The organism is Gluconacetobacter tumulisoli, assembly GCF_014174155.1.
GTDB lineage: Bacteria > Pseudomonadota > Alphaproteobacteria > Acetobacterales > Acetobacteraceae > Gluconacetobacter > Gluconacetobacter tumulisoli.
In genome coordinates, this window is record NZ_JABEQM010000007.1 from 23,877 (window position 1) to 45,467 (window position 21,591).

23 protein-coding genes are annotated in these 21,591 nt (G+C 68.2%); 11 read left to right on the top strand and 12 right to left on the bottom strand.

The annotated features are described in order from the left end of the window. Window positions 1-111 precede the first annotated feature (111 nt). A complete protein-coding gene (locus HLH28_RS09770; RefSeq protein ID WP_182958316.1) occupies window positions 112-492 on the top strand; it encodes a hypothetical protein in 381 nt (126 codons plus the stop codon). A 125-nt stretch (window positions 493-617) separates the two neighbouring features. Here HLH28_RS09770 and HLH28_RS09775 read toward each other — a convergent pair whose 3' ends face one another. Genes HLH28_RS09775 through HLH28_RS09785 form a run of 3 tightly spaced genes read right to left on the bottom strand, consistent with a single transcriptional unit; the run spans window position 618 to window position 2,333 of the window. Continuing rightward, window positions 618-1,262 (bottom strand): phosphoribosylanthranilate isomerase, encoded by a 645-nt coding sequence (locus HLH28_RS09775; protein ID WP_182958319.1) that lies wholly within the window; start codon window positions 1,260-1,262, stop codon window positions 618-620. Between the two features lie 7 nt (window positions 1,263-1,269). Then, window positions 1,270-1,992, bottom strand: coding sequence for an orotidine-5'-phosphate decarboxylase (gene pyrF / locus HLH28_RS09780; RefSeq protein ID WP_182958322.1), 723 nt, complete (start codon window positions 1,990-1,992; stop codon window positions 1,270-1,272). Next, complete coding sequence (locus HLH28_RS09785) at window positions 1,989-2,333, bottom strand: lipopolysaccharide assembly protein LapA domain-containing protein (protein ID WP_182958325.1); 345 nt, start codon at window positions 2,331-2,333, stop codon at window positions 1,989-1,991. Before HLH28_RS09785 ends, pyrF begins: the two co-directional genes overlap by 4 nt. Before the next feature lie 150 nt (window positions 2,334-2,483). On the opposite strand from HLH28_RS09785, the gene HLH28_RS09790 reads away from it, so the two are divergent. Continuing rightward, window positions 2,484-2,774 carry a hypothetical protein gene (locus HLH28_RS09790; protein ID WP_182958327.1) on the top strand — a complete coding sequence of 97 codons (291 nt, stop codon included), beginning with the start codon at window positions 2,484-2,486 and terminating at the stop codon, window positions 2,772-2,774. Window positions 2,775-2,820: 46 nt separating this feature from the next. On the opposite strand, the gene HLH28_RS09795 is transcribed toward HLH28_RS09790, so the two are convergent. From HLH28_RS09795 to folD, 3 genes are all read right to left on the bottom strand, one after another. Continuing rightward, window positions 2,821-4,773 carry a M1 family metallopeptidase gene (locus tag HLH28_RS09795; RefSeq protein WP_182958773.1) on the bottom strand — a complete coding sequence of 651 codons (1,953 nt, stop codon included), beginning with the start codon at window positions 4,771-4,773 and terminating at the stop codon, window positions 2,821-2,823. A gap of 269 nt (window positions 4,774-5,042) precedes the next feature. Next, window positions 5,043-5,786 (bottom strand): methylenetetrahydrofolate reductase, encoded by a 744-nt coding sequence (locus HLH28_RS09800; RefSeq protein ID WP_182958330.1) that lies wholly within the window; start codon window positions 5,784-5,786, stop codon window positions 5,043-5,045. Then, entirely contained in the window at window positions 5,783-6,712 is a 930-nt protein-coding gene (folD, locus tag HLH28_RS09805) for a bifunctional methylenetetrahydrofolate dehydrogenase/methenyltetrahydrofolate cyclohydrolase FolD (protein ID WP_182958334.1), read from the bottom strand. The genes HLH28_RS09800 and folD overlap by 4 nt, the downstream gene beginning before the upstream one ends. A 37-nt stretch (window positions 6,713-6,749) precedes the next feature. Between folD and HLH28_RS09810 the strand changes: the two genes are divergently transcribed. Continuing rightward, a complete protein-coding gene (locus HLH28_RS09810; protein ID WP_182958337.1) occupies window positions 6,750-7,805 on the top strand; it encodes a beta-eliminating lyase-related protein in 1,056 nt (351 codons plus the stop codon). 96 nt (window positions 7,806-7,901) lie between these two features. Here HLH28_RS09810 and HLH28_RS09815 read toward each other — a convergent pair whose 3' ends face one another. Both HLH28_RS09815 and HLH28_RS09820 read right to left on the bottom strand, forming a co-directional pair. Beyond that, window positions 7,902-9,467 carry a Do family serine endopeptidase gene (locus HLH28_RS09815; RefSeq protein ID WP_182958339.1) on the bottom strand — a complete coding sequence of 522 codons (1,566 nt, stop codon included), beginning with the start codon at window positions 9,465-9,467 and terminating at the stop codon, window positions 7,902-7,904. A 140-nt stretch (window positions 9,468-9,607) separates the two neighbouring features. After that, a complete protein-coding gene (locus HLH28_RS09820; protein WP_182958343.1) occupies window positions 9,608-10,084 on the bottom strand; it encodes a nucleoside deaminase in 477 nt (158 codons plus the stop codon). A gap of 300 nt (window positions 10,085-10,384) precedes the next feature. Here HLH28_RS09820 and HLH28_RS18255 point away from each other — a divergent pair, with 300 nt between their 5' ends. After that, window positions 10,385-10,510, top strand: coding sequence for a hypothetical protein (locus tag HLH28_RS18255; RefSeq protein ID WP_275943723.1), 126 nt, complete (start codon window positions 10,385-10,387; stop codon window positions 10,508-10,510). Between the two features lie 91 nt (window positions 10,511-10,601). On the opposite strand, the gene HLH28_RS09825 is transcribed toward HLH28_RS18255, so the two are convergent. After that, window positions 10,602-11,579 carry an SDR family NAD(P)-dependent oxidoreductase gene (locus tag HLH28_RS09825; RefSeq protein WP_182958345.1) on the bottom strand — a complete coding sequence of 326 codons (978 nt, stop codon included), beginning with the start codon at window positions 11,577-11,579 and terminating at the stop codon, window positions 10,602-10,604. Between the two features lie 132 nt (window positions 11,580-11,711). On the opposite strand from HLH28_RS09825, the gene HLH28_RS09830 reads away from it, so the two are divergent. After that, window positions 11,712-12,290 (top strand): TetR/AcrR family transcriptional regulator, encoded by a 579-nt coding sequence (locus HLH28_RS09830; RefSeq protein WP_246395920.1) that lies wholly within the window; start codon window positions 11,712-11,714, stop codon window positions 12,288-12,290. Window positions 12,291-12,368: 78 nt separating this feature from the next. Here HLH28_RS09830 and HLH28_RS09835 read toward each other — a convergent pair whose 3' ends face one another. Both HLH28_RS09835 and HLH28_RS09840 read right to left on the bottom strand, forming a co-directional pair. Beyond that, entirely contained in the window at window positions 12,369-12,695 is a 327-nt protein-coding gene (locus tag HLH28_RS09835; protein ID WP_182958347.1) for a zinc ribbon domain-containing protein YjdM, read from the bottom strand. A 359-nt stretch (window positions 12,696-13,054) separates the two neighbouring features. Beyond that, the gene (locus HLH28_RS09840; protein ID WP_408869834.1) at window positions 13,055-14,488 is read right to left on the bottom strand and encodes a coniferyl aldehyde dehydrogenase; all 1,434 of its coding nucleotides are present in this window, start codon (window positions 14,486-14,488) and stop codon (window positions 13,055-13,057) included. Window positions 14,489-14,576: 88 nt separating this feature from the next. On the opposite strand from HLH28_RS09840, the gene HLH28_RS09845 reads away from it, so the two are divergent. After that, on the top strand, window positions 14,577-15,185 hold the full coding sequence (locus HLH28_RS09845; RefSeq protein ID WP_182958350.1) for a TetR/AcrR family transcriptional regulator: 609 nt from the start codon (window positions 14,577-14,579) through the stop codon (window positions 15,183-15,185). Window positions 15,186-15,306: 121 nt separating this feature from the next. Here HLH28_RS09845 and HLH28_RS09850 read toward each other — a convergent pair whose 3' ends face one another. Next, a complete protein-coding gene (locus tag HLH28_RS09850) occupies window positions 15,307-16,725 on the bottom strand; it encodes an aminotransferase-like domain-containing protein (RefSeq protein WP_182958352.1) in 1,419 nt (472 codons plus the stop codon). Window positions 16,726-17,000: 275 nt separating this feature from the next. Between HLH28_RS09850 and HLH28_RS09855 the strand changes: the two genes are divergently transcribed. The 5 genes from HLH28_RS09855 to rsmD all read left to right on the top strand — a co-directional run bounded on the left by HLH28_RS09855 (window position 17,001) and on the right by rsmD (window position 21,487). Further along, window positions 17,001-17,909 (top strand): DMT family transporter, encoded by a 909-nt coding sequence (locus tag HLH28_RS09855; protein WP_220790028.1) that lies wholly within the window; start codon window positions 17,001-17,003, stop codon window positions 17,907-17,909. 113 nt (window positions 17,910-18,022) lie between these two features. Further along, window positions 18,023-19,177: an aminotransferase class V-fold PLP-dependent enzyme gene (locus HLH28_RS09860; RefSeq protein ID WP_182958354.1), complete on the top strand. Its 1,155-nt coding sequence runs from the start codon at window positions 18,023-18,025 to the stop codon at window positions 19,175-19,177. Window positions 19,178-19,371: 194 nt separating this feature from the next. After that, complete coding sequence (locus HLH28_RS09865; protein WP_182958356.1) at window positions 19,372-20,106, top strand: gamma-glutamyl-gamma-aminobutyrate hydrolase family protein; 735 nt, start codon at window positions 19,372-19,374, stop codon at window positions 20,104-20,106. Next, complete coding sequence (locus tag HLH28_RS09870) at window positions 20,103-20,876, top strand: pseudouridine synthase (RefSeq protein WP_182958357.1); 774 nt, start codon at window positions 20,103-20,105, stop codon at window positions 20,874-20,876. Before HLH28_RS09865 ends, HLH28_RS09870 begins: the two co-directional genes overlap by 4 nt. 20 nt (window positions 20,877-20,896) lie before the next feature. After that, window positions 20,897-21,487, top strand: a complete 591-nt coding sequence (gene rsmD / locus HLH28_RS09875) for a 16S rRNA (guanine(966)-N(2))-methyltransferase RsmD (protein WP_182958359.1) — start codon at window positions 20,897-20,899, stop codon at window positions 21,485-21,487. Window positions 21,488-21,591 lie beyond the last annotated feature (104 nt).

The window sequence follows — 21,591 nt, forward strand, 5'->3', positions numbered from 1 at the left end:
GACGGGGCATGGGTCGCACAATCCCGCGAATGTGCGCGGCGGACCGGTTTCCCGGACCGCCCATCCCGCCGAAGATGAGAGATCGGTTTCTTGCTGAAAGGGAGCATTCCGATGCGCAAGATGGCTTTCCTGCTGGCCTTGTCGCTGGGTGTCGCCGGCACCCTGTCATCGACATCCGCCATGGCGTGGGGCGGACGCGGCGGCTGGGGTGGCGGTGGCTGGCGTGGCGGCGGCTGGGGATGGCATGGCGGAGGCTGGGGCGGCGGCTGGCGTGGCGGCTGGCGCGGTCCCGGATGGGGCTGGGGCGGCTTCGGCGTCGGCATGCTGGCCGGGGCGGCGGCCGGCGCGGTGGTGGCGGCGCCGTACTATGGCGGATATCGCTACCGCTATCCGGCTTACGGTTATCCGGCCTACCCCGCTTATCCGGCGTACCCGGCCTATTCGTATCCGGCGTATGGCGCCCCTTATCCGGGCTATTATCCAGGCTGGTAAAGAAAGGTCGGGCGCTGCCCGGACCGGCAAGGGCTTCGGCCCTTGCCTTTCGTTCGTTTACAAAACCCTGGGTTTCCAACGGGCAGCGCCCTTTGGTGGGGCAAGGACAGGGCCTTGCCTTGGCCTCACCCGGCCTGTCGGGCCGCGCGGATGAATCGTGCGACCAGCGCCGGGTCCTTGCGGCCCGGCGCGCTTTCCACGCCCGACGACACGTCGACCGCGGGCGCGCCGCCCTTGGCGATCGCGTCGGCCACATTGTCGGGGGTCAGCCCCCCGGCCAGGATCCATGGTGCCGGCGCGACCCAACCCCGCGTGATCGTCCATTCTATGGCGTGGGCATTGCCGCCCGGCCGGTCCGAACCCGCGGGCGGGCGAGATTCGATCACCAGCCCATCCATGGACGTTTCGACAGGGAGATCCCCGGGGGTCGCGACGCCATGGGCATGCCAGACCGGCAGGCCGAAGCGGTCGCGGATGGCGTGCGCGCGGGCCTGCGAGGCATAGACCTGCAACCCATCCAGGTCGGTCGCGTCCAGCACGGCGGCGATGGCGTCGTCATCCGGCGCCACGAACAGGCCGATGCGGCGCGGTCCCCCGGCCGGCACGCGCGCGATCAGCGCCGCCGCCTGCGCCGGCGTGACATACCGGGGCGAGCGCGCGAAGAACACGAACCCGACCCAGTCCGCGCCATGCGTCACCGCGGCGTCCAGCCCGGCCGGTTCGGTCAGGCCGCAGATCTTGACGCCGATATACTCCACTGGAAGCTCCATGGGACGGTCAGCCGGCAAGTTCCGCAGCGATGGCGGCGGCGGCGGCGGCCGGATCGGCGGCGGTGGTGATCGGACGACCGACGACGATCCAGTCCGCCCCTGCGCGGCTGGCCTCGATGGGGGTCATGATCCGCTTCTGGTCGCCGGCGGCGGTCCCGGCGGGCCGGATGCCCGGCACCACCAGCACCGGGCGGTCGCCCAGCCGGTCGCGCAGCGGCGCGATTTCGTGCGACGAGCAGACCAGCCCGTCGGCCCCGGCCGCCATCGCCAGCGTCCCCAGCCGCACCACCTGCCCGCGCGGGGTGTCGGACACCCCGGTTTCGCGCAGGGCCTCGGCATCCATGCTGGTCAGCACCGTGACCGCCAGCAGGATCGGCCGCGCGTCCACGGGAAAGGCGTCATCCACCGCCGCCCGCGCCGCCGCGATCATCGCATGTCCGCCGGCGGCATGGATCGTCAGCATCGCCGGGCGCATCGCCGCCAGGCTGCCGATCGCCGAGGCGACGGTATTGGGAATGTCGTGCAGCTTCAGGTCCAGGAACAGCGGTCGGTCGCCCGCGACATCCCGCACCGCATCCAGCCCGCGGGCATAGGTGAATTCCAGCCCCAGCTTCACGGCATCGGCCCCCGGCCTGACGTCGCTGGCCGCCGTCTGCGCGCGCCAGGCGCGGGCCTGGTCCGTGTCCTTGGTGTCCAGCGCCACGATCAGGCGCGTGCGCCGCGCGGTCATCGCGGCAGCACGTCGCGATAGGGTGCCGCCGGTGGGGCGGGCGGCGGAACGGCGGGGGGATTGAAGGTTTCGGCCTGCTGGCGGCGCAGTTCGGCGATCTGCTCCTCAAGCGTGCGGATCTGCTGTTCGGCGCGGCGGGCGCGGCCGCGCTGGCGCAGTTCGGCGAACCACAGCGACAGCGCGCCCAGTGCGAAGAAGAACGCCGCGACGATCAGGGTCAGCACGCCGACCGACGATTTCCAGCCCCAGTCCAGGAACCACATCTGGATCGAGTCCTGGTTGCAGGCGCTGAAGACGATCAGCGCCAGCAGGAAGGGAATTGTGATGAGAAGACGCAACATGCCTTGCCTCCTACAGTTCCGCATGGCCGGCGGCAAGAAAATCGGCCCCGCGCGCCGCGCGGGACTACCCGCCCCGTCCGGCGCAGATGGGTCTTGATTCCCGACGGACCGGCGTGGTCTCGTGACAGCAGCCCGAGGCGGAGTTTGCTCTTGAGTGAAATCATCGCGTTTCGCGGTACCGCGCGCAAGGACGACACGCTCTGGGCGGTCATCGCCTCGGCCGGGCGAACGATGCGGATCGCCGATGTCTATCCCGCCCGCGCCGCCGCGATGGCCGATCGGGACTGGCGCGAACAGCAGGTGCGGGCCTATGCGCAGTTCCTGCGCCAGACCCGCCAGCCGGCGCCGCGCTACAGCATCGCCCCGATCCGCCGCGCCGACCTGCCCCGGGCATGGCGGCCGTTACCGGCGCTGGGCTTCCTGCGGGGACAGTTCATCTAGGGTCCGGTCACTGGCGTCCGGGCGGGGGAGATCCCCGCGCCCTGCCTCAATGTGCCGTCGCGGGCGGCGGCGGGGCGGCCAGGGTCAGGACATTGTCCGTCCGGTTCAGGTCGGGGATGTCGTGGTCCGGGTCCAGCGTCACCGTCTGCGGCGTGCGGGTGGTGGGGATGGTCAGCTCGAGCTCGTTGCGCAATTGCCAGCTCTCGGTCGGGATGACCAGGCGCGAGGTCGTGCCGTCGGTGTAGGACAGCATCAGCGTCACCGGCAGGGGCAGCCAGCCCTTGTTGTCGACGGTGACCAGGACACCGCGCGCCGCGCCATCGCCCGTCGTCGTCGCGGATTTCACCGCATAGTCCGGGCCCCAGTTGTTGAAATACCAGCCGCGCCAGAACCAGGACAGATCCTCGCCCCCCTCGCTGTCCATCAGGCGGAAGAAGTCCGACGGCGTGGGATGGCGATAGGCCCACAGCGCGATATAGCGCCGGAAGGCGCGATCGAAACGCTCCGGACCCAGGATCTGCTCGCGCAGCAGCATCAGGCCGTAGGCACCCTTGAAGTAGGTCACGGGATGGCGATAGCGTTCCGATATCAGGTCGGACGGCGTCATCAGGCGGGGCGCGGCCGGATCACGCAGGACCGACAGGATGTCGTCGGCCGGCTTGCCGGTCGCGGGGGCGAATTCCGGATCGCGCTTGGGCGCGAATTCGCCATTGTTGAAATGATCGGACGCATAGGCGTCGATGAAGGTGTTGAAACCCTCGTCCATGAAGGCGTTGCGGCGTTCGTTGGAGCCCACGATCATCGGGAACCAGTCGTGCCCGAGTTCATGCGTCGTGATCCAGAACAGTTCGGGATCCTTGTCGTGCATCCCGTCGAAGACGATGCCGGGATATTCCATCCCCGCCCCGTGACCGCCCAGATTGATCGCGTTCGGCCAGGGGTACGGGTACCATTGGTGCGAGAAATACTCGATCGCGTGCTTCACATAGGCGGTGGAACGGTCCCACTGGTGCGGGCCCGCGCCCTCGACCGGATAGACCGACATCGCCAGGCGGGGTGTCGCGGCGCGCCCGCCCTCCGCCGCCAGGGGCGGCAGGTCCAGGCGCGCCGCGTCCCACAGGAATGCCGGCGAGGCCGCGAAGGCCACGTCCCGCGTATTGTTCATGCGGAAATGCCACGTCCGGGTCCCGCTCTGCGCCAGGTGACTCTTGGGATCGGCGGCGTCGGCTTCGGTACGGATCATCACCCGTTCGTCGCTCTTGGCCGCCTGGGCCAGGCGGTCTCGTTCGGTCTGGGTCAGCACCTCGGCCGGGTTCAGCAGCGCGCCCGACCCCACGACGGTGAAGTTCCACGGCACGGTGATGCTGTAATCGATGTCGCCATAATCCAGGAAGAATTCCTGGCCCAGATAGGGCGCGGTATCCCAGCCGCGAATGTCGTCATAGACGGCCATGCGCGGATACCATTGCGCGACCTCGTAGATATCGCCGTTGCGGCTGGCGGTGACGGCGGTGCGGCCGCCCCATTCGCCGGGGATCGTGTAATGCCAGACGATCTTGACCCGGATCCTGCCGCCCTTGCCGTCCAGCGGGGCCGGCAGCGGCAGCTGCATCCGCGTGTCCGAGATCACGGGCGTCACTGCCACGCTCTTGCCGTCCTGTTCGACCGAGACGCTTTCGATCGCCTCGCCATCCGTGTGACGGGCGTGTCGCTGGGGATTGGCGAAGCCGCCGCGCGACCCGTCGCGATAGATGTTCTGGTCCAGCTGGACCCACAGCACGTCCAGCGCGTCGGGGCTGTTATTGACATAGGTGATCGTCTCCGACCCCGACAGCAGGCGGTTGGCGGGGTCGATGGCGGCCTTGATCTCGTAATCCGCGCTGTTCTGCCAATAGGCCGGGCCGGGCACGCCGGAACCCGACCGGTAGGATCCTGACGTCTGCGGATAGGCCAGTGGGGCAAAGATCCGCACCGGATCCGGCGGCGGCAGCGCGGGCATCGCCGGGACGGGCGCCGCGTCGGGGGCCGCATCGGCGGCATCGGCGGGCAGGGCCCCCGCGCCGCAGCCCAGTATCGCGACCAGCATCGCCCCGCCGGTCCGAAAGAGACGGCCGGCGGCGGCGGGACGGGACGGATGCAGGCGAGAGTTCGGCAAGATCATGACCTTTCCCGAGGAAACAGAATGCCGACGCTAACGGAATTGCCGGACGGACGTAACCCACCCGCCGGGTCCATGTCAGGCGGACGAGGGAAGGCCGGGCCGTGCCTTCAGGCGATTCCGTCCTGGATCGGGGCAAGGTAGCGCGACAGTTTCACGCGCAGCGGCATCAGGTAGACATGGCCGCCCTGGGCGCGGACGGTGCGGATCGCATCGCAGGCGAAGGCAACGTTGGCGTCGATCGTGGAGGCGAAATCGCGGGGAAAGACCACGTGGTTCGTCGTTTCCCAATAGGAGCGCGATTTCGGCCCGATGACCGGCGACAGGCCCCAGAAGACGGTCTCGCCCGCCAGCCAGCCCATGCAGACATCCAGCATGCGGCGGTCGAACACCGGCTGGGTGAAGAAGCCCATGGCCCCGGCGTCCTTCTTGCGCGCGACGGCTTCCAGCTCGCGGTACGGGGCGCGGCGATAGGGGTCGAAGGCGGCGTAGACCGTCAGGTGCGGGGCCTCGCGCCGATAGCGGCGGATGACGCTTTCGCTGGAATTGGGAAAGGTGCGGCGGCTGATGTCGGACGGCGGGTCGCCGCGCACTACCAGGATTTCGCTCGGTCCGTCCGGGTCCAGGCCCGGCAGCGGGCCGTCGGGATCGATGTCGATGGCGCGGACATGCGGCACCACGCGCGGCAGTACGGGACGCAGCATCGGCACCGTGTCCCAGCTGCGCAACGCAAAGCGCATCAGGTCGGGGACGTTGAGGGTATCGGCGACGGGGAAGCAGTCCCGGACTTCGGCCGCGTCGCGCAGCAGGGTTTCCGCGTCGCGGGGGATCAGTTCGACCGAGATCCGCGTCATGCGGCGGCCGCCCCGCCGCCGTCGACGATGCGCCGCGCGGCGGCCAGCGTGTTGTTCAGCAGGCAGGCGATCGTCATCGGACCGACGCCGCCGGGCACGGGGGTGATGCGACCGGCCCGGGTCACGGCCTCGTCGAACGCCACGTCGCCGACCAGGCGGGTCTTGCCGTTGGGCAGGGCCACGCGGGTGATGCCGACGTCGATGACCGTCGCACCGGGCTTGATCCAGTCGCCGCGCACCAGGCCCCGGCACCCCGTCGCCACCACCAGGATATCCGCCTGCCGCGCCAGCGCGGCGGGGTCGCGAGTGTCGATATGCGCGATGGTGACGGTGCAGCCTTCGCGCAGCAGCAACTGCGCCATCGGCCGGCCGACCAGGTTCGACGCGCCGACGACCATCGCATGCAGCCCGCGCAGGTCGCCCAGTTCGGATTTCAGCAGCATCAGGCAGCCCAGCGGCGTGCAGGGCACGATCCCCGGCTGCCCCAGCGCCAGGCGCCCGGCATTGACCTCGCCCAGGCCGTCGACATCCTTGTCCGGGTGGATGGCGTTGGTGACCGCCACAGGGTCCAACCCCTCGGGCAGCGGCAGCTGCACCAGGATGCCGTGGATTTCGGGATCGACGTTCAGCCGCGCGATCAGCGCCAGCAATTCGGCCTGCGACGTGGTCGCCGGCAACATGTGCATGAACGAGCGCATGCCCGCGCGATGGGTCTGCACCGCCTTGTTGCGGACATAGACCTCGCTGGCCGGGTCGTTGCCCACCAGCACCACTGCCAGGCCCGGCGTCACGCGATGACGCGCGTGGAACGAACGGACGTCCCATGCGATCGTCTCGGTCAGGTTCGCCGCGAATGCCTTGCCGTCGATCAGGCGCGCGGACGGGTTGCGGACGGGCGCGGTTTGGGCGGAAGCTGGATCGGTCATGAACGCTCCGGACACTGGCTTGACAGGGGACGACATCGTGAAAGAGCAGATACGCAAGAATTTCAGCAGCGACAATGTCGTTCCGGCCTGTCCCGCCATCATGGCCGCGCTGATGGAAGCGAACGCGGACGCGGCCCCCGCTTATGGCGCCGACGCCTGGACCGGGCGCCTACAGGACGCGGCGTCGGAGCTGTTCGAGCGCCGGGTGCGGATCTTTCCCGTCGCCACCGGCACCGCCGCCAACGCGCTGGCGCTGGCGGCCACGACCCCGCCCTTCGGCGCCGTCCTGTGCGACGAGAGCGCCCATATTGTGCAGTCGGAATGCGGCGCGCCGGATTTCTATACCGGCGGCGCGCGCCTGGTTCCGATCCCGTCCGAGGACGGGCGGATGACGGCCGAGGCCCTGGCCTATACGCTGGACCGCCTGCCGGTGGACGACACGCAGCAGAACCTGCCGGCGACCCTGAGCCTGACGCAGGCGAGCGAATGGGGTACCGTCTACGATCCCGCCACCGTCGCCGACCTGGCGGCACGGGCGCGCGCCCGGGGGATGGCGGTGCATATGGATGGCGCCCGGCTGGCCAACGCCATCGCGCATCTGGACTGCACCCCGGCCGAGGCAACCTGGAAGGCGGGGGTGGACGTACTGGCGCTGGGCGCCACCAAGAACGGCGCGATGGCGGCCGAGGCCGTGGTATTCTTCGACCCCGCGCGGGCCGAGCATTTCGCCCGGCGCCGCAAGCGCGGCGGCCATGACTGGTCGAAGCAGCGATTCCTGAGCGCGCAGCTGCTGGCCTATCTGCGTGACGATCTGTGGCTGCATAACGCGCGGCAGGCCAACGCGATGGCGCAGCGCCTGGCGGGCGGGCTGTTCCGCCATCCCGGCGCGCGGCTGCTGTACGAAACGCAGTCCAACGAGATCTTCGTCCTATTGCCCGGCCCGGTGGTCACGCATCTGCGAACGGCGGGGTTCGTGTTCCGCGACTGGCGCGCGCCGCTGGGCCTGAACGGCACGGTGGTGCGACTGGTCACCAGCTATCATACGCGCATCGAGGACGTGGACGCGTTCCTGGCCGTGCTGTCGGCCGTCTGACCGCGACCATCTGACCGCAGCCGAACGCAAACGGGCCGCACCCGAAGGTGCGGCCCGCAAACGCATGCCGGGACCGGTCGTTACCGGGTCCGGGATTTACTGGTCGTCGTCGGAATTGCCGCCGTTATCGCCCTCGTCATTCGATCCCGGCGTCACGGCGACGAAGATGTTCTGTCCGTTGCGCAGGATGCGCAGCAGGACCGACTGATTCGCCTTCAGCGCCGCGCGAACGGCGGTGACGGTGGCGCCGGGGTTTTCCACCGGCTTGTTGCCCACGGCCTGAATGACGTCGCCGGCATGAATCCCGGCCTGTTCGGCGGCCGAACCCGCCTGCACGTCGCTGACGACCACGCCGCGCACCGTGCCGTCCAGGCCGAGCTGCTGCCGCAGGTCCGGCGTCAGGGGCGACAGCGAGACGCCAAGGCGCGGGCCGCCCTCGTTCTTGTCGCCGATCGAGCCATCCGGCGATGCGGCGCCCGACAGGTTGGCGATGGTGACCGAGGCCGTCTGTTCGGCGGAATTCCGCACGAAACTCAGCGTCGCCTTGGTACCGGGCGCCACCGACGCGACCTTCACCGCCAGGTCGTGCGGGGTGTCGATCTTCTGCCCGTTCAGGGCGGTGATCACGTCGCCGGCCTTGATGCCGCCCTTTTCCGCCGGACTGCCGTTGCTGACGCTGGCGACCAGCGCACCGCTGGGCGGCGCGCCCTGCGCCCCGGCCTTCAGGCCCAGCGCCTTGGCCATCGCCGGCGTGACCTGCTGCGCCACGACGCCCAGGTAGCCGCGCGTAACGTGGCCGGTCTTCTCCAGCTGGTAGACCACGTTCTTCACCACGTCGGAGGGGATGGCGAAGCCGATGCCGATCGATCCGCCGGACGGCGAGAGGATGGCGGTGTTGACGCCCACGACCTTGCCGTCCTGGGTGAAGAGCGGGCCGCCGGAATTGCCGCGATTGATCGGCGCGTCGACCTGGATGAACGAATCATATGGGCCGTCGCCGATATCGCGCCCGCGCGCCGAGACGATGCCTGCCGTCACGGTGCCGCCCAGCCCGTACGGGTTGCCCACCGCGACCACCCATTCGCCAGGCTCGATCTTGTCGGAATCGCCCAGTTCGATGAAGCGGAGCTTGCCCTGCGACGTGACCTTCAGCAGCGCCAGGTCGGTCTTGGGATCGCGGCCGACGATCTTGGCCGGCAGGGTCGTGCCGTCATCCAGCGTCACCGTGACCTTGGTCGCGCCCTTCACCACATGGTTGTTGGTCACGACATAGCCGTCGGCCGAGATGATGAAGCCCGATCCCCGGGCCTCGACCGTGCGGCGCTGCTGCTGCTGCGGCATCATCTGGAACGGGAAGGGAAAGGGGAACGGCGATTGGGGCTGCCCGTCCATCCCGCCTTCGTCGTCCATGGCGTCGGCGCGCAGGCTGGCGGTGATCGACACCACCGCGGGCTTCACCTGCTTCACCAGGTTGACGAAATTGGGCAGCGTCTGGATCTGCGTATCGGGCCGGATCACACCGGTATCATCGGCGCGCGCGCGCGCGACCAGCGCCCCGTCGGCCACACCACCCATTGCGGTGCCCGCCACCAGCGCGGCCAGGAGCCCTGCCCGCAGCCGACGGACGCGGGGGGAAGAAATCGGCTGAAACTCGTCAGACATATCGTTCCTGATTGTTGCCGGGGCGGCCAGACCGGCGATCCGCCCCGAATCCTCTGTCGTCACCGGCAGAATGCGACACCGGACCGCACGCCACCCCTACCTGCCGATGAAAGATGCGTTAACTGGACGCCAGCCGCAAATCACCGGCCGCGCAGGCCCGCGAAAAAACCGCGCAGCAGGGATGCGGATTCGGTCTCACGCACGCCGCCGATCCATTCCGGGCGGTGCAGGCAATCGGGACGGGCGAACAGGCGCGGCCCATGTTCCACGCCGCCGCCCTTGGGATCGTAGGCCCCGAACACGATCCGCCCGACGCGGAAATGCACCGCCGCCGCCGCGCACATCGGGCAGGGTTCCAGGGTCACCACTAGGGTGCATTCGGCCAGGCGCGGGCTGCCCAGCCGCCGGGCGGCGTCGCGCATGACCAGCATTTCCGCATGGGCCGAGGCATCGTCGCCGGCCTCCACCGCGTTGCCGGCGCGGGCCAGCACCGCGCCGTCGGGCCCGACCAGCACCGCGCCCACCGGAACCTCGCCCCGCGCGGCGGCGGCCCGGGCCTCTTCCATCGCGATCGACATCGGGTCGCGCGGGTCACGGGATAGGGTGTCAGGACCCATCGCGCACCGCGCGAAAACAGCAGAAAACCAGGATTTATCCCTCCCGCATCGTGCAACCCCGGCCGGCCCGGGGGCGTTCGATCCATACCGCAGGCACCCCGGTCCATGCGCCCGTGGCGATGATGCGGTGCGATCACAACATGTTACAGGCCCCTGCCCCGCCCGGACACGGCCCGCGGGTCACGATCCCCTGAAAGATGTTGATTTTAATGGACAGACAGGGAAACGGGTGACACGCTTGTCATCATTCGGATAACGTTTCCTGTAACAATCGAAGCCGATATGAACAGGAGGAAGACGATGAATACGCTCACGCTGATCCTGGCCGCCGCGGCAATCGTGATCGGTTTTTCCGCCTGCGAACCCGACCTGATGGGCCGGCATACCCTGACCGCGAGCGCACATTCGGTGGTCTACGACGGCTGATTCCGCCGCCCCGATTGCCTTGACGGCTGGATTTCAAGGGTGACGCCTTGGATGGGATTCAAGGGGCAGAAAGCCCCTTGCGCCCGCACGGTCAGAAACGCTCGCCGACCATTTCCTCGCTTCGGCTCCACAGAGCCTCGGCACGCGCCGGGTCGAGGGCGTAGCTGCGCACGCCCTCGCTGATCGCGCTGATCGCCACGTCGTCGGGCACGACCGTGCCGACATGGCAGTTCTCGCAATAGCGGCCGCCGACGGCGTCGGCCTGAGCGACCACGCCCGCCCATACGGATGTCGCGGCGCCCTGGGGAATGGTCTTCCACGCGAAGGGCGGCTCGCCGTTGGCGGCGCGCTGCTGGTTTATCTGGACGACCATCGCCTCGATCTGTCCCGGGTCCATATGGCGGGCGAGTTCGGTCTGGATACCGCCGGGATGGACCGCCGTCGCGCGCACGCCGCGGGCACGGTGACGGCGGTCGAAGGCGACCGCAAACAGGATATTGGCGGTCTTCGAACGGCCATAGGCGACGAACGGGTCGTAGGGCGTGCGTTCGAAATTCGGGTCGTCGAGGTCGACATCGGAAAAGCGATGGCCTGACGAGGCCAGGTTCACCAGCCGCGCGCCGGCCCACATCAGGGGCGCGATGCGGTTGACCAGCACGAAATGGCCCAGATGATTGGTGCCGAACTGCGTTTCGAACCCGTCCGCCGTGTGGCCGAGCGGCGTCGCCATGACACCGGCGTTGGCGATGACCAAGTCGAACGGTTCAGCCCGCGCGTTCAGCGCGTCCGCGCAGGCGCGCACGCTGGCGAGACTGGCGAGATCGAGTTCGACCAGTTCGAAACCGCCGCCGCCCCGTGCCGCATCCGCGCGGACCTGCGCCGTTGCGGCCTGCGCCTTTTCCAGGTCGCGCGCCGCGCCGACGACATGCGCGCCGTGGGCGGCGAGCGCCCGCGCGGTCTCGACGCCCAGCCCGGCCGAAACGCCGGTCACCAGGACGCGCCTGCCGGCCAGGGTCACGCCCGTCAGTACCTCGTCAGTCGTGGATGTCGCGCCGAATTCGTCTGCCATGACGGCCTCCGTGATATATCCGGATAAAGAAGCACGGCGTGCGCATTGAAGGGCGGCGCCATGCACGTTATGTGGAGATATTCTCCGGTTAGATATATACGGAGGATTGCTCCGTTTAACAAGGGGGACCGCTTGGCGGAGGATAAGAATGCGCGACGTCGGCCGCGCAGCGACGGGCAGCGCAACCGCGAACGGCTGATCGCCGCCGCCAAGGCCGCGTTCACCGCGGGCGAGACGGAAGTGCGGTTCGACGAGATCGCCCGCCGCGTGGGTGTGGGGATCGGCACGCTGTACCGCCATTTTCCGACCCGCGATGCGCTGATCGAGGCGGTCTATCGCACCGAGGTCGAGCGGCTGGGCGAGGCGGCTACGCAGCTCGCCGCGACACGCCCGCCGCTGGAGGCGCTACGCGACTGGATGCGGCTGTTCGTCGATTATATCGCGGCCAAGCAGGTGATCGCGCCCGCGCTCAACTCGCTCGTCGGCGGCCCGTCCGCGCTTTATGCCGCGTCGGGCGACAGCGTGAAGACCGCGATCCGCGACCTGGTCGCCCGCGCGGAGGCCAGCGGCGACATGCGCCCCGACCTCGATCCGATCGACCTGCTGCGCGCCCTGGTCGGCGTCGCCAACATCGCCTCCGACCCCGGATGGGAAGCCAGCGCGAAGCGTCTGGTGGATATTCTTATCGCGGGGTCGCGACCGGAGGCGTAACCGGTCGATGCGGGCAGGAAAGTGCCCTATCCAAGTCGCTCCCCATCACGGGGCGGAGCGGGGCCGGGGCATGCGCGTTTACGCCTTCCGCAGAAACTCGGCCTTGAGCATGTAGCTGCCGGCCTCGACCGCGTGGTCGCCGCCACGCAGACGGATATTCTTGATCCTGGTGCCCACCTTCAGCGTTGTCGAGGACCCCTTCACCTTGAGGTCCTTGATCACGACGACCGTGTCGCCATCAGCAAGTATTACACCATTGGCATCGCGCACCACATCTTCGGCGGGTGCGGCTTCGGCGATATCGGCAGGCCATTCATAACCGCAGATCTCGCAGACATGGTTCGCCCCTTCGACGTGTGTCTCTTCCAGGGTGCATTGCGGGCAGGCGGGTGCGATGGTGCTCATGAACGGGGCTTAGCCCCACGGGGCCTGGCACACAATCCCTCGCATCCGTTGCGTGTCAGCCCGCATCGACCGGCCTTGGAATCGCGTTGGCAAGAATCAGGACCGCGTGCGCTTGCTGACAGGCAATAGCCCCCGCCTTGTCTCGGGCGATCCGGAATTTCTCATTCAGCTTTGCGCCTGTGCCGGCCGTCTGTGTGTGTTCGAATATGAATCACATAAGTGGACGTAACCCGATTGCATTCGGGCGGGTGGTCTGGCGGGTAGGCGGAATGTCGGCTGCCGGGCTCATGACAAAGAAGAGCGGACTTTCCACGGAGCGAATATCCCGTCAGACCGGTCTCCGAAGACCTGCCTTTCCCTCATCGCAGAACAAAATTTGTGATGAGGTCGGTAAGCTTTCCAAAAGGAGGCTCAAGAAGCGTCGCCGCATTGAAACGACCCTGCCTGTAAATGCCGCGGGGATGGGTGAGGGCCATGAAGCCTTCCTTCCCGTGATACGCCCCAATGCCGCTGTCCCCCACGCCACCAAACGGCAGGTCGTCCTGAGCGTAATGCAGCAATGTACCGTTGATCGTGACATTCCCTGAAACCGTGCGCTTCAGAAATCTGTACCGTTCAGCGCGTTTTTCTCCAAAATAATACAAAGCCAGAGGCCGGGGCCGCTCGTTGATGAAGGCAATCGCTTCATCGAGATGCCTGTATGTCAGCACTGGCAGGACGGGCCCGAAAATTTCCTCTTGCATGACCGCCATTCCGGGCGTGACGTTCAGCAGAAGAACAGGAGCAAGGACGTGGCTGGCAGGTGAGTCGCTTCCCAGTCGGATGACACGTGCGCCCTGCGCCTCGGCATCGCGGACCAGGCCGCTCAGCCGCTCGTAATGATGCGGGTTGAGGATGGCCGTATAATCGGGTGACCCCGGGTAACCGTTCGGATGAAGTTTTTTCACGGCCTTCTGATATGCCGTGGCAAAAACCTCCTGATGACTGTCGTGAAGCAGCACATAATCCGGCGCAATGCAGGTCTGTCCGGCATTGGTCAGCTTGCCGAACGCCACCCGTTCCGCCACCTGCTTCATGGGAAAGCCGGGTTCGATCACTACGGGGGATTTGCCCCCCAGTTCGAGCGTGACCGGAGTAAGGTTACGGGCGGCTGCAACGGCGACTTTCTTTCCGACCGCCGTGCTGCCAGTGAACAGGATATGATCGAAGGGCAGAGCCGAAAACGCCGCGCCCACTTCGGAGTCCCCCATGACGACGGAAACCTGTTCCGGCGCAAAGATAGCCTGAACGATCTTTCCGATCACCGCCGATGTAGCTGGCGTGAGTTCAGACGGCTTGAGCATGGCGCGGTTGCCGGCGGCAATTGCCGTGGCCAGCGGCACAAGGGCAAGGGAGACCGGATAATTCCACGGTGCGATAATCCCCACGACCCCGACCGGCTGACGGATCACCCATGCGCGACCAAACCGGAAGTACGGAGAAACGTGGCGACGTTCCGGCTTCATCCAGCGTCCCAGATGCCGGATGAGATAATTGATCGATTGCACCAGTGGGATCAGTTCCACAATGGCACTTTCCCGTTCCGACCGCTGGCCAAAATCTGTCCTCAGGGCACGAACGATATCGGTTCGCCGCTTCAGAATTTCAGCTTTCAGGCGGTGCAGATCGGCCCGACGCTGCTTCGGACCGGGCGGTCCGTCACGCAGGAACGCGGTACGCTGGCGGTCGAGAAGCCGGGATAAATCAGGTGATGTGACATGTGCTGAAACAGCGTCGGACATTGCGCCCTCCATGTTTACAGGAGAAACTTGTCCGGGCAGGGTATGGAGCAGAATGATCCGGTGTCAATGAAAGTTTCTCCTGTAAACATGGGTCTCGTGAATGAGTGAAACGAAGGACCGTCCCTATCATCACGGCGATCTGCGCCGTGCCCTGACCGATACGGCCCTTGCCATGCTGGCCACAGATCAGAACTGGGCCTTTACGCTGCGGGAGGTTGCGCGACGCACCGGTGTCAGCCACGCGGCGCCCTACAAGCATTTTCGCGACAAGGACGTCCTCCTGCGTGAACTGGCCCGGATCGGGTTCGTCCGGCTTGGGCAAACCATGACGATGGCAATGTCTTCAGACGGGTCTTCCGTGCGCGGGAAATTCGTTGCCGGAGCGCAGGCCTGTATTGATTTCGCACTTCAAAATCCCGGTCTTTACCACCTGATGTTCAGTTCCGACGCTGACAAGACAGCGGACCCGCAACTGCATGACGCCGCCATGAACACATTCGCGATTCTTCTGCGATTTCTGGAAGAGGGACAACGTAACGGCAGTTTCCGTCCGGTTGCCATCAGCGCTCTGGCGGCGGCAAGCTGGGCACAGGTGCATGGTCTGGCCATGCTGGCCATCAATGGCCAGCTTCTTGAGGAGAAGGTCGGGCCGGAGCCGGTTCGTGCCGCGCTGGACGTGCTGCTGGATGGATTATGTCGCGGGGATTGATCGAACCACGGTCCGATGTCCGCTTTCCGGACAAGGCAACATGATCCTGATGTCCGACATAGAGCCGGTGGCTGCCAGACTGCACGCCGGTGCCTCACCGATTTCATGACACGCGACGATTTCAGGAAGCCCGTTCCGGAACGGTCCGGCCTATCAGGCCGGACAGGGTCTCATAGATTTCCGTTCCCTCCATCCGCGACACGTTGAACCGCATGAAGCCGCCTGCCGCGCCGTTGGCGCTGAAGGCATTACCGGGAGCGAGGACGATGTTGTGCGACAGCGCGCGGCGGGCGAGGTCCGTGGCGTCGCAGCCATCCGGCAGGCGGGCCCAGAGGAACATGCCGGCCGTGGGTTCCAGCCAGGGGGTGACGCCGATCGCCTTCAGCCGCCGGAGGGTGGTGGTCATCGCGCGGGCCAGGCGGGGGCGCAGGGCCGTCAGATGCCGGCGATATCCGCTGTCGGTCAGGGCCATGTGCGTCACTTCCGCGGCCAGGCGACCACCGGAGATGCCCGTCGCGACCCGCAGGTTGACGAGCCCGTCGATCCAGTCCGGCCGCGCGGCGATATAGCCGCAGCGCAGCGAGGCCGAGATCGTCTTGGAGAAGCTGCCGATGCGAATCACCCGGTCCAGCCCGTCGAAGGTCGCAAGGCGGGGCGCCGGAGCATCCTCCAGATCCGCGAAGATGTCGTCCTCGACAATGATCAGGTCGTGGGCCTCGGCCAGTTTCAGCACGCGATGCGCCGTGACCGGCGACAATGTCGCGCCCGTCGGATTATGCAGCGCGGAATTGGTGACATAGAGCCGGGGCCGGGCCTCCGCCGCCAGGGCCGTGAAACGGTCCAGGTCGGGGCCATCCGGCGTATAGGGCACGCCGACGACCCGCACCTGATGTGCGCGCAGCATGGCGTGGAAATTGAAATAGCACGGGTCGTCCACCATCACCGCGTCGCCCGGCCGCAGGAAATAGCGGCAGACGAGGTCCAGTGCATGGGTGCCGGAATCCGTCAGCAGGATCTGCGCCGGGGCAGCCATGATGTCATGGTCCGCCATGCGTCGCGCCAGCAGGCGGCGCAAAGCCGGCAGGCCGAGGGGCGCGTCATAGTCGAACAGGGCGGCGCCGTCGCCGGTTCGGGCGATCGTCCGCAGCGCGCGACGCACGACGTCGTCCGGCATCCAGCTTTCGGGCAGCCAGCCGCAGCCGGGGGCGATCCGCCGGGATGCGTCCTCCAGCGACTGGCGCAGCACCAGCAGGGGGTCGATGTCCCGGTCGCGCGTCGCGGGTTCCATGTCCAGCGCCAGGGGCGCCAGCGGCGCGGTCACGAAGAAGCCGGCCCCGGCACGCGCGCGGATCACGCCTTCGGCGGCGAGGCGGTCATAGGCCTCGACCACCGTGGATTTCGAGACCTTCATCGTTTCCGCCATCAGGCGGATCGAAGGCAGGCGTGCGCCCGGCGTCAACTGGCGGCGATCGATCCGATGGCGGATCGCGCCGACGATCCGGGCCACGCGCGTGCCTTCCTGGGGCTGGAGTACGTCCATATTTATGCCAATCCACGGTATGAATGGCCTGGCTCAGGGCGCTGCCCTGAAACCCGCCAAAGGCCACCGGCCTTTGGAAACCAGTCGGTTGATCCATGATCAGGGTCCAGGGCCTCAGGCCCCGGTTGGGGTCGGGCAAAGCCCGATCTGTCCTGTCACCCGTATCATTCCGTACTGGATCCTTGATCGGTACAGTACACGATAATCGTACCGGACTGTCTCTGGAAAGCATGTTCCTTCCTGCCGCACAAGGACTGCGGGAAAGGAGACAGGCGATGGCGCTGAACAAGACGAGCCAGGGGTGGATCTGCGGCCTGGTCGGTGTAGCGATCTTCAGCGGGTCGATGCCCGCGACGAAGCTGGCGGTGACGGGGTTCGATCCGGTGTTCCTGACTGCCGCGCGGGCCGCCCTGGCAGCGGCGCTGGGGGCGCTGTGCCTGATCGGCCTGCGCGCGCCGCCGCCGGCCCGCACGGACGGATGGCCGCTGGCGACGGTCGCGCTGTGCGTCGTCATCGGGTTTCCGCTGCTGAGCGCGATGGCGCTGCGGCACATGACGGCGTCCCGGTCGATCCTGTTCCTGGGCCTGCTGCCGTTGGCAACTGCGGTTTTCGGCGTGTTGCGCGGGGGCGAGCGTCCGCGTGCGCCGTTCTGGCTGTGTTCGGCCGGCGGGGCTGGGCTGGTGGTGCTGATGGCGGCGCGGCAGGGCGGCGGCGGGTTCGGCACGGCCGACCTGGCGATGGGCGCGTCGGTGTTGCTGTGCGGGCTGGGCTATGCGGAAGGCGGCGCGCTGGCCCGCCGCCTGGGCGGATGGCAGGTCATCTGCTGGGCGTTGCTGGTCGCGGCGCCGCCCATGACCCTGGTGGCACTGGTGCTGTGCCCGCCGTCGCTGCGCGCCGTTCCGTACCCGGCGTGGCTGGGGCTGGGATATGTGACGGTGTTTTCCATGCTGGTGGGCTTCGTCTTCTGGTATCGCGGCCTGGCGTTGGGTGGGATCGCCGCCGTGGGGCAGGTGCAGCTTCTGCAACCGTTCCTGGCCTTCGCGCTGGCGGCGGTCCTGCTGCATGAGGCGATCGGCTGGCCGCTGGTCCTGACGACCGCGGGTGTCGCCTTGTGCGTCGCCGGGGCGCGGCGTTTTGCCGCCCCCATGCCCGGTCGGGGAATGCCCGAACCCACCAGGGCCTGAAGCCCCGGACCCCCATCATGATTGGTTTTCAAAGGCGACTGCCTTTGGCGGGTTTCAGGGCAGCGCCCTGAAGCGTGCCGCCCTTATCCCCTATCCCTCACGGAGGAAGGACGATGTCCGACCCGCTGAACCGCTGGATCGCCCCCGCGCGCGCTGAAACCGGCGTCTACCTGGCCAATGCGGCCTGCGGCCTGGCCTCGGCCCCCGTCCTGGACGCGGTGATGGGCCACCTGCGGCACGAGGCCGAACGGGGCGCACCCTGGGCGGCGGCGGCAGGGCGCGATCGGCTGGACGCGGGGTATGCCGATGCCGCGCGCCTGATCGGTGCCCGGCCGGACGAAATCGCCTTCGTCGAGAGCGGCAATGGCGCGCTGCGTGCCCTGCTGCTGTCGGTCGGGTTGCGGGACGGGGAGCGGATGCTGGTCGATCGCGCCTGCTGGGGCGGGACGCTGGCGATGCTGCGGGGGCTGGACGGGGTGTCGGTCGACGTGATGGCGACGAACGCGGAGGGCGCGCCCGACATCACGGCGACGCGGACGATGGTGCGGGCCGGCACGCGCCTGGTCCTGACGACCTGGTGCCCGGCGGTGAGCGGCGCGGTCAATCCGGTCGAGGCCATCGGGTCGCTGGCGGCGGAGATCGGGGCGGTGCATCTGGTGGATGCCTGCCAAGCCTTGGGCCAGATCCCGGTGGATGTCGGCACATTGCGCTGCGACGGGCTGGTGGCCAGCGGGCGGAAATGGCTGCGTGGCCCCCGGGGCACCGCCTTGCTGTATGCGTCCCGGCGGTTCCTGGCGCGCAGCCGGGCCGTCATGGCGGATCAGTTCGGCGCAGGGCGCGAGGACGCACGGCGGTACGAGGGCGGAGAGGCCTTCGTCGCCGGGCGTCTGGGGCTGGCCACGGCGATCGAGGGCGCGCTGGCGCTGGGCGTGCCGTTCATCCGGGCGCGCATCGCCGACCGGGGCCACGCGCCTGCGCGACGGGCTGCGCGCGCTGCCCGGCGTGCGCGTGCACGACCAGGGCGCGATGCTGTCGGGGATCGTGGGGTTCACGATCGACGGACTGGATGCGACCGAAATCGCGGAACGGCTGGGGCACGGCGGCGTCACCGCGAGCGTCCTGCCCGCGCCCTATGCGCCGCTGGACATGGCGGCGCGCGGCCTGCCCGCGATCGTCCGGCTGGCCCCGCATGTGTTCACGACCGATGCGGGGATCGACCGCGCGATAGGGATCGCCGACGCCGCATCCGCCGCCTGCCGACGACCTGATTGAAGCCGACGACCTGTTTGAAAATGCGCTCCGTGGCGGGCGGCCTGAAGGGGCGCTTCCGCTTACCGGCCCCCCATTTTCAAACAGGCTCCGACGGCCGGATCCAGGGGGCAACGCACCTTGCGTCCGGAATTTCGGCCGCCGGCCACCGGAGCGATTTCCTTCACGGCCATATTACTCTAGGTCAGGCGGGATGACCCGATCCCGCCCCCTGATCGGCGTGACCCTGGACAGCGAGGCCGGTGCCCCCGACGGCAGGGCCTATTCGCGCTATCCGTGGTACGCGCTGCGCCGGAACTACATGGATGCCATCGCCGATGCCGGCGGGGTGCCGGTGGCGCTGGCGCATCATGCGGCGCTGACCGACGATATAATGACGCGGGTCGACGGGCTGGTGATCACCGGCGGGGCGTTCGATGTCGATCCGGCGCTGTACGGGGACAGCACGCGCCACGCCGCCGTCACCCTGAAAGCGGACCGGACCGGCACGGAACTGGCGCTGGCACGGGCGGCGATCGCACGGCGCGTGCCGGTACTGGGCATCTGCGGCGGCCAGCAATTGCTGGCCGTAGCGCTGGGGGGCACGCTGATCCAGCATATCCCCGACGCCCGCCCCGACGCGCTGGCGCACGAGCAGCCCAATCCCCGCCACGAACCCGGCCACGAGGTCGATATCGTTCCCGGCACGCTGCTGGCGCGGGTGACCGGCGCGGCCCGCCTGGCGGTCAATTCGGCCCATCACCAGGCCGTCCGCACGCCCGGACGCGCGGTGGTGTGCGCGACGGCGACGGACGGCATCATCGAGGCGGTGGAGTATCCCGCCCATCCCTTCTGCCTGGGCGTGCAATGGCACCCGGAATTCGCCATATCCCCGGCCGACGCACGCCTCTTTTCTGCTTTGACCGACGCCTCGGAATCCAGACGATGAACCAAGACGACACCCAACACCCCGACCGTGGCGAACGGATCGCCAAATGGCTGGCGCGCTCGGGCGTGGCCAGCCGTCGCGATGCCGAGCGCATGGTCGAGGAAGGGCGCGTGCGCCTGAACGGCGAGGCGGTTACCCATCCGGCGACATTCGTGGGGCCGGGCGACATCGTGCAGGTGGACGGCGCGGTGATCGAGACGCCGGAGCGCACGCGGTTGTGGCGCTATCACAAGCCCGACGGGCTGGTGACGACCCATCGCGACCCGGAAGGACGACCGACGGTGTTTGCGTCGCTGCCGGCGGGCATGCCCCGCGTCATCAGCGTCGGGCGGCTGGACCTGAACAGCGAGGGGCTGCTGCTGCTGACCAATGACGGGGAGCTGGCCCGGCGACTGGAACTGCCGTCGAATGGCTGGATCCGACGCTATCGCGTGCGCGTCTTCGGCGTGGTTGACGAGGGCCGCCTGAAGGCGCTGTCCGGCGGCAGCGTGTTCGAGGGGGTGCGTTACGGCCCGATCGAGGCCGGGCTGGATTCCCGCAAGGGCGACAATGCCTGGCTGACCGTATCGCTGCGCGAGGGCAAGAACCGCGAGGTCCGCAAGGTGATGCGCGGGCTGAACCTGCATGTCAGCCGTCTGATCCGCACGTCCTACGGGCCGTTCCAGCTGGGAACCCTGCTGCGGTCGGAGCTGGAGGAGGTGCCGGGCAAGGTCCTGCGCGAACAGGTGCCCGGACTGACCGCGCCCACCCGCGCCGGGCGCCGCGGCTAGGCCCCCGGACCCGGTCCCGGATGCGCATCGTCGCCGGAACCCATCGCGGGCGGGCGCTGGCCGCCCCGCCCGGCCGCATGACCCGTCCCACCGCCGATCGCGTGCGGCAGGCGCTGTTCGACATGCTGCTGCATGCCCCCTGGGCCGGGGTCGGCGCGGTCGTGGGCGCGCGGGTACTGGACGGGTTCGCGGGCACCGGCGCCCTGGGGCTGGAAGCCCTGTCGCGCGGCGCGGCCCACTGCACGTTCTTCGAAACCGACCGCGCGGCGCTGGCGGCGCTGCGCGCCAATGTCGCCGCATGCCATGCCGAGGCCGCCGCCACCATCCGCCCCATCGACGTCACCCGTCCGCCACCCGCCGGCGCACAGGGGGCCTGCGGCCTGGTCTTCCTGGACCCCCCTTACGGGCAGGGCCTGCCGGAGCGGGCGCTGCGCGCGCTGGCGCGGGCCGGATGGATCGCGCCCGGCGCGCTGATCGTCGTGGAGACCGCCGCCGACGAGGACGTGCCGTCCGACGCGCTGCCGGCCGGGACGGGCCCGCTGCTGGCGGAACGCCGGCATGGGGCGGCACGGCTGTCGATCTGGCGCGCCGCCACGGGAATGCCGGAATAGGCGCGTAACTCCCTTCTGTATTCAGGGGCCAGGAGGCTATAGTTCATCCGGTTCCGCAGCCCTCGGCCCGGCGCCGGGCGGCCCCACCGGCTTCATCGCGCCTG